The organism is Mycobacterium simulans (genome assembly GCF_900232995.1).
Taxonomy (GTDB): Bacteria; Actinomycetota; Actinomycetes; order Mycobacteriales; family Mycobacteriaceae; genus Mycobacterium; species Mycobacterium simulans.
Map to the genome: position 1 here is coordinate 774,102 of NZ_OCVX01000007.1, position 9,907 is coordinate 784,008.

Below are 9,907 nucleotides of genomic sequence, written 5' to 3' on the forward strand. Positions count from 1 at the left end.
TCAACTCCTACGAGCGGTGAAGATCAGGTATTCCCATTCCATTACGCCGTTGCGGAGGTAATCCTCGCTGATTGCGGCGAGTTCGGCGTCGAGCCGTGCGACGCACTCTGGACTATCGGCGATGTTGAGGTAGGCGTTGATCGCGGGGCCGTAGCAGCTCTTGATGTAGTCGCGGCATTCTTCGGCCCTGGCAAACCGGTCTACTTTCAGCGAGCCACGCCGCATTCGAATATCGGTGACGTGGTCGCGAAACAGGTCGCTCACGTAGTCCTCGTTTCCCCACCACACCTCGTGCGGCGCGGCCGTCGGCAACGTTGGGCGATAGGGCCTGATGGCGGAAAGCAGCTGGCCGACGAATCCCTCGGGTGTCCAGCTCAGGATGCTGATTTTCCCGCCGCGCCGGCAAACCCTGGCCAGCTCGTCGGCGGTGCGCTGATGGCGTGGGGCGAACATCACCCCGACCGTCGAGAGCACCGCGTCGAATTCACAGGCTCCAAAGGGCAGGGTTTCCGCATTGGCTTCCCGCCAGCCGAGCTCCAAGCCCTGGGCCGCCGCCCGCGCCTGGGCGTGGCGGAGCAGCTCCGGTGTCAGGTCGCTGGCAATGACGTGGGCGCCTCCGGCAGCAGCGGGGATCGCCAGGTTGCCGGTACCGGCGGCCACGTCAAGTACGCGATCGCCGGGACGAATACCACTGGCGGACACCAGGATTGGGCCAAGTGGGGCCAACAATTCCTCGGCGTAGGTGGCATAGTCGCCCAGTATCCACATGGCCCGGGGCGTGGTTGCGGGGGCCTGGCGCGTGCTGACCGTTGCGTCGATAGACATTGGATCTCCTGCCCGATGAAATGGAGTCCCAACCCCGATCATGCCCGCGGGAGATTCTATACAGCGGAAACAATCGATGTCTACGATTGTAGTTGTACACTTGCTCTGCTGTAGCCCGTGAAGTGCGACAACGAAGTTGACGGCCCGGGAAACCGGGGAAGGGGGCCCGCGATGCCAACTGAAAACGCAACCGCAGCCGACGAGTCATTGGATGCCATCACCGATTCATTGCTGACAGCATCGCGGCTGCTGGTGGCGATCTCGGCTCATTCAATCGCGCTGGTTGATGAAACCATTACCATCCCGCAATTCCGCACCCTGGTGATCCTGGCCAATCAGGGTCCGATCAATCTGGCAACTCTGGCGACGCTACTCGGTGTTCAGCCGTCGGCGACCGGCCGGATGGTCGACCGGCTGGTCAGCGCCGGGATGATCGACCGCCTGCCGCACCCGACTTCTCGGCGCGAACTGCTCGCGGCGCTAACCAAGCGTGGACGAGAGGTCGTCGCAAAGGTCACCGCAAACCGGCGCGCCGAAATCGCTCGGATTGTGGAGCAGATGCCGACGGCGGAACGCCACGGGCTGGTGCGTGCCCTAAAGGCGTTTACCGCCGCCGGCGGCGAGCCCGACGCACACGTCTATCTAGACGAGGTGTAGGGCGAGACCGGTCACCGCTTTTTGGCGGTGACCAGCAAGTACTCCCATCCCATGACGCCGTCGTTGAGGTATTCCGCGGCGAGTTCGACCAGTTGGGCGTCGAGTTCGGCCGCCAGCACGGCGTTGTCGCCGATGTTTTCGTAGACCTCGATCGTCGGACCGTAGTTGTTCTTGAAGTAGTCGTGCACGGCCTCTGCGGTTTCGAAACGCTTGACCTCCAACAATGCCCGTTCCGTCTGCACGTCGGTGACGGCGTCGCCCAGCAGGCCGGTGACGTAGGCCTCGCGGCCCCACAGCGCCGACGGCGGCAGCGCCGCCGACATGCTCGGCCGATAGGGGCGGAGGGCGGCCAGCATCCGGCCGAAGTAGCCTTCCGGGGTCCAGCTGATCACACCGATCGTCCCGCCCGGCCGGCACACCCGGACCAGCTCGTTTGCGGCGCACTGGTGGTCGGGCGCGAACATGATGCCAATCGCCGACATCGTGATATCGAATTCGCCGTCGCCGAATGGCAGCGCTTGGGCATTGGCTTCCTGGTACTGCAGCGTCAATCCCTGTTCGGCGGCCCGTGCCTTGGACCGCTCCAGCAGCTCGGGCGTGAGGTCGGTGGAAACGATTGTGGCCCCGGTCTTGGCGGCAGGAAGCGAAATGTTGCCAGAGCCGGCGGCGACGTCAAGCACCCGCACGCCCGGCGCGATACCCGCGGCGGCGACTAGGATCGGGCCGAGCGGCGCCATCACCTCTTCTGCCATCAAGGCGTAATCGCCCAGGGCCCACATCGCGGCGTGGGTAGCTGCGAGCGTCGTGTTATCGCGGACGGGTGTGTCGATGGTCATCGGAACTCCTGCGAAGTAGAGAAGTAGGGGAAGGGACCGCGTTCGACGTCGTCGTCGGCTTTCAAAGCATGCCCACTGCATACAGTATGCATTAGCAATAGTATACGGCGAGTATATTCGGGCGTGTCGGCGTTGTGGCCCGCGCCACATCGCATATTGGTGTGGCCCGGCTTCATAGACTTGTGCCCGTGCGCCTCATTTTCGCCGGCACCCCCACACCCGCGCTGCCCGCGCTGCGTCGCCTCATCGACTCGCCTCGTCACGACGTGGTCGCGGTCCTGACCCGCCCCGACGCGGCCTCCGGTCGGCGGGGCAAGCCACAGCCGTCGCCGGTGGCCCGCGAGGCGCTCGATCGCGGTATTCCGGTGCTGCGACCGGCCCCGCCGAATTCCGGGCAATTCGTCGCCGCACTGTCGGAATTGGCACCCGAGTGCTGTGCAGTAGTGGCCTACGGTGCGCTGCTCGGCGGCTCGCTGTTGGCCGTGCCCACGCACGGCTGGGTGAATCTGCACTTCTCGTTGCTGCCGGCCTGGCGCGGTGCGGCGCCGGTGCAGGCCGCGCTTGCTGCGGGTGACACGATCACCGGAGCGACAACGTTTCAGATCGAGCCCAGCCTGGACTCCGGGCCGGTCTACGGTGTCGTCACCGAGGCGATTCAGCCGTCGGATACCGCGGGCGATCTGCTTGAGCGACTTGCGATTTCGGGAGCGGCGCTGCTGTCGGCCACGCTGGACGGCATCGCGGACGGGACACTCCGGCCCCGACCACAACCGGCCGACGGCGTTAGCCTGGCGTCCAAAGTCACCGTGGAGCAGGCCCGGATTAGTTGGGATCTACCGGCCCCGGTTGTTGAGCGCCGGATTCGCTCGGTCACGCCCAACCCGGGCGCCTGGACGCTGATCGGCGACTTGCGGGTCAAGATCGGACCGGTCCAGCTCGATCCTGAATCCCCAGAACCCTTGCCGCCCGGGAGAATTCACGTCGAACGTAAGAGCGTTTGGATCGGCACCGGCTCGGATCCGGTGCGGTTGGGTCAGATTCAGCCGCCCGGAAAGAAACTTATGAACGCCGTCGACTGGGCCCGTGGCGCCCGGCTCGACCCCGACGCGCGGGCCTCATGAACCCGAAACCAAAAGAGTCCCGGCCACAAAGACCGGGGCGAAACCCCCGTGAGCCGCGCCGCAAGCGGCTCGACCCGGCACGTCGCGCGGCGTTCGAGACGCTGCGGGCGGTCAGCGAGCGGGACGCGTACGCGAACCTGGTGCTGCCCGCGCTGCTGCGCGAGCGCGGGATCACCGGTCGCGACGCTGCCTTCGCCACCGAGCTGGCCTACGGCAGTTGCCGGACCCGAGGCCTCCTGGATGCGGTCATCGGCGCCGCCGCCGCTCGTTCGCTTCAGGCAATTAACCCAGCCCTGCTCGACCTGCTGCGCCTCGGCGCCTATCAGCTGCTGCGAACCCGGGTCGACGCGCACGCCGCGGTGTCCACCACCGTCGAACAGGCTGGAATCGAATTCGACTCGGCGCGAGCAGGTTTCGTCAACGCCGTGCTGCGGAAGATTGCCGCGCGAGACGAGCGGTCCTGGTTGGACGAGCTGGCCCCCGACCCGTCGAGCGATCCGATTGGGCACGCCGCGTTCGTGCACGCTCACCCACGCTGGATCGCCCAGGCCTTCGCCGACGCGCTGGGCGCGGCGGCAGGAGAGCTCGATGCGGTACTGGCCAGCGATGACGAACGGCCGCAGGTGCATCTGGTGGCCCGCCCCGGGATACTGACCGCGGCGGAGCTGGCCCAAACGGTGGACGGCACCGTCGGTCGGTATTCGCCGTATGCGGTTTACCTATCGGGCGGGGATCCCGGACAGCTGGCGCCGGTGCGCGAGGGCCGCGCCCTGGTTCAGGACGAGGGCAGCCAGTTGGTGGCCCGGGCGCTGACGCTGGCGCCGGTCGACGACGACACCGGGCGGTGGCTGGACCTGTGCGCCGGTCCCGGCGGCAAGACCGCGCTGCTGGCCGCGCTGGGAGCCGACTCCGGCGCCCGGGTGATCGCGGTCGAGCCGTCGGCGCACCGCGCGGACCTGGTAGTGGATAACACTCGAGGGCTGGACGTGGAGGTGCTGCGGGTTGACGGGCGGCACGTCGATTTCGCCTCCGAAGATCTCGGCCCAGGGTTTGACCGGGTGCTGGTCGACGCGCCCTGCACCGGGCTGGGCGCATTGCGCCGCCGCCCGGAGGCGCGCTGGCGTCGTCAGCCAGCCGATGTACCAGCGCTGGCCAAGCTGCAACGCGAGCTGCTGGCTGCCGCGATCGCCCTGACCCGGCCGGGTGGGGTAGTGCTGTATGCGACCTGCTCGCCACATTTGGCCGAAACCGTCGGGGTGGTCGCCGACGCGCTACGCCGGTATCCGGTAGCCGCACTGGATGCCCGGCCGCTGTTCGAGCCGGCCACCGAGGGGCTGGGGGACGGGCCGTACGTGCAACTCTGGCCGCACCGACACGGCACCGACGCCATGTTCGCGGCGGCGCTGCGCCGCAAGTAGTGTGTCGCTCATGCCTCGCACGGGGGGACCGCTGATAGCGCCGTCGATCCTCGCAGCCGATTTCGCCCGACTGGCCGACGAAGCGGCCGTGGTTCACGGCGCCGATTGGTTGCATGTTGATGTCATGGACGGCCACTTTGTGCCTAACCTGACGATCGGCCTGCCGGTTGTGGAGAGTCTGCTGACCCACACTGACATTCCGATGGATTGCCATCTGATGATCGAAGACCCGGACCGGTGGGCACCGCCGTATGCCGAAGCGGGCGCGTATAACGTGACTTTTCACGCCGAGGCCACCGACAACCCGGTCGCGGTGGCGCGTGATATTCGCGCCGCGGGCGCCAAAGCCGGGATCAGCATCAAGCCGGGGACCCCATTGGATCCGTATCTGGCGATCCTGCCGCACTTCGATACCTTCCTCGTCATGTCGGTCGAACCGGGCTTCGGCGGCCAGAGCTTTATCCCGGATGTTCTGGGCAAAGTGCGCGCGGTGCGCAAGCTTGTCGACGCGGGGGAGCTGACCATCCTGGTCGAGATCGACGGCGGGATCAACGAGGACACCATTGAGCAGGCCGCCGAGGCCGGCGTCGACTGCTTTGTGGCCGGATCGGCGGTTTATGGCGCAGACGACCCGGCCGCGGCGGTAGAGGCATTGCGGCGACAGGCCGGTGCCGTGTCACCTCATCTACGCTCATGAACCAGCCCCAGGGACCCCAGACGGTCAAGAGCATCGAAGAGGCCATGCGCCTCGCTATCGAGCACTCCTACCAAGTCAAGGGCAGCACATATCCGAACCCGCCGGTCGGGGCCGTCATCGTGGACCAAGAAGGCCGGATTGTCGGCGTCGGCGCCACCCAACCGGCCGGCGGCGATCACGCCGAAGTCATTGCGTTGCGCCGGGCGGGCGGGTTGGCCGCCGGTGGAATCGCAGTGGTCACCCTCGAACCATGCAATCACTTCGGCAAGACCCCCCCGTGCGTGAACGCCTTAATCGAGGCCAGGGTCGGAACGGTGATTTACGGCGTTAGCGACCCAAACGCCATTGCGGGCGGCGGCGCCGGCCGGCTATCGGCAGCGGGGCTGCAGGTGCGCTCGGGCGTGCTGGCGGACGCGGTGGCTGCCGGACCGTTGCGGGAGTGGCTGCACAAGCAGCGAACCGGGCTGCCGCATGTCACCTGGAAATATGCCACCAGTATCGACGGTCGCAGCGCTGCCGCCGACGGCTCCAGCCAGTGGATCTCCAGCGAGGCCGCTCGGTTACACCTGCATCGACGGCGCGCCCTGGCCGACGCGATCATCGTCGGAACCGGCACCGTCCTCGCCGACGACCCGACCCTGACCGCCCGCTTACCCGACGGGTCGCTGGCGACACAGCAACCGCTGCGCGTGGTGGTGGGGATGCGTGATATACCACCGGAATCGAAGGTTCTCAACGGAGATTCGCGCACCATGGTGATCCGCACCCGCGAGCCCGTCGAGGTGCTCAAAGCGCTGTCGGACCGCACCGATGTCCTGTTGGAAGGTGGCCCCACCCTGGCCGGTGCCTTCTTGCGGGCGGGGGCGATCAACCGGATCCTGGCCTATGTCGCGCCGATTCTGCTGGGTGGCCCCATCAGTGCGGTCGACGATGTGGGGGTGTCCAACGTGGCGCACGCGTTGCGTTGGCAGTTCGACGGCGTCGAACAGGTCGGTCCGGATCTGCTGCTCAGCCTGGTGGCTCGCTAGCCGCTCTGGGGCGCGACGGCACGCTCCGCTGGGACTTCCGGTTCCTCGTCGGCGTGTTCCTTGCGCCCGCTGAGCAATAGACCGAGCAGCGCTCCCACCACGCAGATCGCCACCGTGACCCCGAAGATCCCGCCATACATCAGCGCGAACGCCTTCTGGTATTGGGCGCCAATCGCGGCCGCGCGCTCAAGCAGGGTGGCGTCGGGCGGAATCTGCGCCGACAACCCCGCCAAGATCTGGTTGAAGCGGTACAAACCCCAGGCACTCAGCGCGGCGACACCGATCAACATGCCGGTCATCCGTGCCACCACCACCGACGCCGATGCGATGCCGTGCTGCGCCGCGGGGACGACCCGTAGCGTCGCCGACGACAGCGGACCGATCACCAGACCCAGCCCGAGGCCCGCTACCAGCAGGTCGGTGTGCATCGCTGGGACGGTGAACAATCCGAAGATGTTGTGCTGATCGGTCTCCAGGTCTTGCCGCCATTGTGAGACCAGCAAATATCCGCCGGCGGCGATGAGCAGACCGACAAAGGTCACCGCGCGGTCACCCAGCCTGGTGGCGATCCAGCCGCCCGTCACCGCCCCAATCGGCAGTGCGATGAGGAACCAGAGCAGCATTCCGGCGGCTTGGACCTGGTCTTTTCCTAGCACTCCCTGGCCGAACAGCTCCACGTTCACCAGCGTCACCATCAGCGCCGCGCCAGCGCAGACGGACGCGCCAAGGGCGGCCAGGAACGGCCGGAAGTGAACGCCGGCCGGTTCGATCAGTCGTGTACGGGCGAGGCGTTCCCACAGGAAGAACGCCCCGGCGGCGCCAGCCGCGCCGATTACCAGGGGCAACCCATAGCTCGGCAGCACTTGCTTGCCGTCCGGGTTTGGGTTGTACAGGCCGATGACCGCAAGGCCCAGTGCGAGGGCAAGCAGCAAGCCACCGACGATGTCGATTCTTTCCGGCTCGGCGCTGCGGTCGTGCGAGGGGAGGCTGAACTGCACCATCGCCATGGCAATCAGCGTCAGTGGGACGTTGATCCAGAACACGTCACGCCAATCATGTAACAGCCAGACGATGAAGATGCCGTACAGCGGGCCCAGCACACTGCCGAGCTCCTGCGCGGCGCCGATACCGCCCAGCACGCCGGCGCGGTTACGCTGCGCCCACAAATCGGCGCCCAGCGCCAGCGTGATCGGCAGCAGGGCACCGCTGGCGATGCCCTGGATGGTGCGGCCTGCGATGAGCATATGGAAATCGCCAAAGTGGCCGGCGAGCGCGGTCACCACCGAGCCCACGATGAATCCGGCCAGGCTGACCTGAAGCATCAGCTTGCGGCCGAACCGGTCGGAAGCCCGGCCCAACAGCGGCATCGCCGCGATATAACCCAGCAGGTACATCGTCACGATCCAGGTGATCCGCTGTAGCTGGTTCACCGGGATACCGACGCTGTTCATGATGTCGCGCATTATGGTGACCACGACATACGTGTCGAGGGCGCCCAGCAGTACCGCGAGGCTCCCCGCGCTGATTGCGACCCGGCGTCCTGCCCGCATGCTCATCAGCTCACCTGAGGCTTCGTGACCTGGACCTGTACACCCCAGTTCGACAGGGTCATTTGGACCGAATTGCCCGTACCGCGCTCCATCTTGACCTGTGCCAGGTGGTGATCGCCGGCCTCCTGAATCCAGACGGTGGCCGGTACCGGCTCCGTCGCACCAAACGGCGGGGCAATCTGATTCACCGCCTGTGCCGTCACCTTTCCACTGATGCGGATGGTGGTCTGCCCATTGATGGTGTCGCGCCCCTCGGCCTTGGCGTCGGTGAAGTTCGCCAGCACGTTGGCTAAGCCGTTGTCCGGGCTCAGGATCTGCGAGGGGTCGTAAATGTCGGCGGCCCTACCGAAATCGCTCCACTTGTTGGGCGTGAGGGTGGCGTACAGGTTGCCGTCGACTACCACGAAGTCGGCGTCGACGTCAGCCCCACCGAGGGTGAGCTTCACGTTCCCCTTCGCGGCGGTGGGGTTGGTCGTGAGATCGCCACTGAGCGTCTTCATGGACAGTCCCGGGATCGTGCCGTTCACCGTCAACACGATGTGCGCGCTTTTGACATTCTTGGTGACTTCGGTGGACTGCTTAATCAGATTCGTCGCGTCGGGCAGCGGCCCACCGCTTGGCTTCGACTCCGATGAGCAGCTGGCAACTAGAACGGTTGCAACGCTCATGGCGGCAAGCAACGGCAAGAGGCGGCGGCGGGTTTGCATATCCTGCATCGTAGAGGGTGCCTACGACCTAGTCGGGGAGCGAGTCGGTGAACGACCGGGGTGCGAGTCCGCCGTAATAGCCATTAACCTGGTGCGATGTTCACCGGAATTGTCGAGGAACTCGGCGAGGTCACGGGCCGCGAAGCCCTCACCGACGCGGCGCGCCTGATCATCCGCGGCCCCACCGTGACCTCCGACGCGGGTCACGGCGATTCGATTGCGGTAAACGGCGTATGCCTGACCGTCGTCGACGTGTTGCCCGGCGGGCAATTCAGCGCCGATGTGATGGCCGAGACGCTGAATCGCTCCAATTTGGGTGAACTTCGGCCTGGCAGCCGGGTGAACCTGGAACGGGCGGCCGCTCTCAATAGCCGGCTTGGCGGGCACATCGTGCAGGGGCATGTGGACGGCACCGGCGAAATCGTCGCCCGCACACCCTCCGAGCATTGGGAGGTGGTGCGGTTCGAGATGCCCACCACGGTGGCTCGCTACGTCGTCGAGAAGGGGTCGATCACGATCGACGGGATTTCGCTGACGGTTTCGGGTCTGGGTGCCGAGCCTCGGGACTGGTTCGAGGTGTCGCTGATCCCGACGACCCGCGAACTTACGACGTTGGGTTCCGCTCCGGTGGGAACACAGGTGAACCTCGAGGTCGACGTGATCGCTAAATACGTGGAACGGCTGATACAAGCCACCTGAGCAAAGCGAGCGCAATAACTGCGGCGGCGCTGTGGTTCATACTGGGTGCAGTTAGCCGGTCTCACAGCAAGGTAACAACGATGACGAGGTTTGACTCCGTTGAGCGGGCGGTTGCTGACATAGCGGCCGGCAAAGCCGTCGTCGTCATCGACGATGAGGACCGCGAAAACGAGGGTGACCTGATTTTCGCCGCGGAGATGGCGACACCGGAGCTGGTGGCGTTCATGGTCCGCTATACGTCGGGGTACTTGTGCGTGCCGTTGGATGGCGCGGTCTGTGACCGGTTGGGTCTGTTGCCGATGTATGCGGTCAATCAGGACAAGCACGGCACCGCCTACACCGTCACCGTTGATGCCAGAAACGGTGTGG

Annotated in this window: 11 protein-coding genes; 7 read left to right on the forward strand and 4 right to left on the reverse strand. The window is 65.9% G+C overall.

What is annotated here, in order from left to right; translation table 11 throughout:
- Complete coding sequence (locus MSIMFI_RS25635) at positions 1 to 825, reverse strand: class I SAM-dependent methyltransferase (protein ID WP_191499696.1); 825 nt, start codon at positions 823 to 825, stop codon at positions 1 to 3.
- 171 nt (positions 826 to 996) lie between these two features.
- On the opposite strand from MSIMFI_RS25635, the gene MSIMFI_RS25640 reads away from it, so the two are divergent.
- Positions 997 to 1,482 carry a MarR family transcriptional regulator gene (locus MSIMFI_RS25640; protein ID WP_186242785.1) on the forward strand — a complete coding sequence of 162 codons (486 nt, stop codon included), beginning with the start codon at positions 997 to 999 and terminating at the stop codon, positions 1,480 to 1,482.
- Positions 1,483 to 1,493: 11 nt separating this feature from the next.
- Here the strand turns inward: MSIMFI_RS25640 and MSIMFI_RS25645 are convergent, their stop codons facing one another.
- The gene (locus tag MSIMFI_RS25645) at positions 1,494 to 2,318 is read right to left on the reverse strand and encodes a class I SAM-dependent methyltransferase (protein WP_191499697.1); all 825 of its coding nucleotides are present in this window, start codon (positions 2,316 to 2,318) and stop codon (positions 1,494 to 1,496) included.
- Positions 2,319 to 2,506: 188 nt separating this feature from the next.
- Here MSIMFI_RS25645 and fmt point away from each other — a divergent pair, with 188 nt between their 5' ends.
- Genes fmt through ribD form a run of 4 tightly spaced genes read left to right on the forward strand, consistent with a single transcriptional unit; the run spans position 2,507 to position 6,582 of the window.
- Positions 2,507 to 3,439, forward strand: a complete 933-nt coding sequence (gene fmt / locus MSIMFI_RS25650) for a methionyl-tRNA formyltransferase (protein ID WP_191499698.1) — start codon at positions 2,507 to 2,509, stop codon at positions 3,437 to 3,439.
- Complete coding sequence (locus MSIMFI_RS25655) at positions 3,436 to 4,857, forward strand: RsmB/NOP family class I SAM-dependent RNA methyltransferase (protein WP_191499699.1); 1,422 nt, start codon at positions 3,436 to 3,438, stop codon at positions 4,855 to 4,857. Before fmt ends, MSIMFI_RS25655 begins: the two co-directional genes overlap by 4 nt.
- 1 nt (position 4,858) lies before the next feature.
- Positions 4,859 to 5,554, forward strand: a complete 696-nt coding sequence (gene rpe, locus MSIMFI_RS25660; protein ID WP_191499700.1) for a ribulose-phosphate 3-epimerase — start codon at positions 4,859 to 4,861, stop codon at positions 5,552 to 5,554.
- Complete coding sequence (gene ribD, locus MSIMFI_RS25665) at positions 5,551 to 6,582, forward strand: bifunctional diaminohydroxyphosphoribosylaminopyrimidine deaminase/5-amino-6-(5-phosphoribosylamino)uracil reductase RibD (RefSeq protein WP_186242790.1); 1,032 nt, start codon at positions 5,551 to 5,553, stop codon at positions 6,580 to 6,582. The genes rpe and ribD overlap by 4 nt, the downstream gene beginning before the upstream one ends.
- Here ribD and MSIMFI_RS25670 read toward each other — a convergent pair.
- Complete coding sequence (locus tag MSIMFI_RS25670) at positions 6,579 to 8,132, reverse strand: MFS transporter (protein WP_191499850.1); 1,554 nt, start codon at positions 8,130 to 8,132, stop codon at positions 6,579 to 6,581. The genes ribD and MSIMFI_RS25670 overlap by 4 nt on opposite strands.
- Before the next feature lie 5 nt (positions 8,133 to 8,137).
- On the reverse strand, positions 8,138 to 8,848 hold the full coding sequence (locus MSIMFI_RS25675) for an LppX_LprAFG lipoprotein (RefSeq protein ID WP_396820575.1): 711 nt from the start codon (positions 8,846 to 8,848) through the stop codon (positions 8,138 to 8,140).
- An 87-nt stretch (positions 8,849 to 8,935) separates the two neighbouring features.
- On the opposite strand from MSIMFI_RS25675, the gene MSIMFI_RS25680 reads away from it, so the two are divergent.
- Entirely contained in the window at positions 8,936 to 9,538 is a 603-nt protein-coding gene (locus MSIMFI_RS25680) for a riboflavin synthase (RefSeq protein ID WP_191499702.1), read from the forward strand.
- Between the two features lie 80 nt (positions 9,539 to 9,618).
- Positions 9,619 to 9,907: 3,4-dihydroxy-2-butanone-4-phosphate synthase (locus MSIMFI_RS25685; protein WP_191499703.1), on the forward strand; the 289-nt coding region annotated here is incomplete at its 3' end.

Excerpts from the sequence above, each read along its gene's own strand:
- MSIMFI_RS25635 (WP_191499696.1), bottom strand. The coding sequence starts at position 825 with ATGTCTATCGACGCAACGGTCAGCACGCGCCAGGCCCCCGCAACCACG.
- MSIMFI_RS25640 (WP_186242785.1), top strand. The coding sequence starts at position 997 with ATGCCAACTGAAAACGCAACCGCAGCCGACGAGTCATTGGATGCCATC.
- MSIMFI_RS25645 (WP_191499697.1), bottom strand. The coding sequence starts at position 2,318 with ATGACCATCGACACACCCGTCCGCGATAACACGACGCTCGCAGCTACC.
- MSIMFI_RS25655 (WP_191499699.1), top strand. The coding sequence starts at position 3,436 with ATGAACCCGAAACCAAAAGAGTCCCGGCCACAAAGACCGGGGCGAAAC.
- ribD (WP_186242790.1), top strand. The coding sequence starts at position 5,551 with ATGAACCAGCCCCAGGGACCCCAGACGGTCAAGAGCATCGAAGAGGCC.
- MSIMFI_RS25670 (WP_191499850.1), bottom strand. The coding sequence starts at position 8,132 with ATGCGGGCAGGACGCCGGGTCGCAATCAGCGCGGGGAGCCTCGCGGTA.
- MSIMFI_RS25675 (WP_396820575.1), bottom strand. The coding sequence starts at position 8,848 with ATGCAGGATATGCAAACCCGCCGCCGCCTCTTGCCGTTGCTTGCCGCC.
- MSIMFI_RS25680 (WP_191499702.1), top strand. The coding sequence starts at position 8,936 with ATGTTCACCGGAATTGTCGAGGAACTCGGCGAGGTCACGGGCCGCGAA.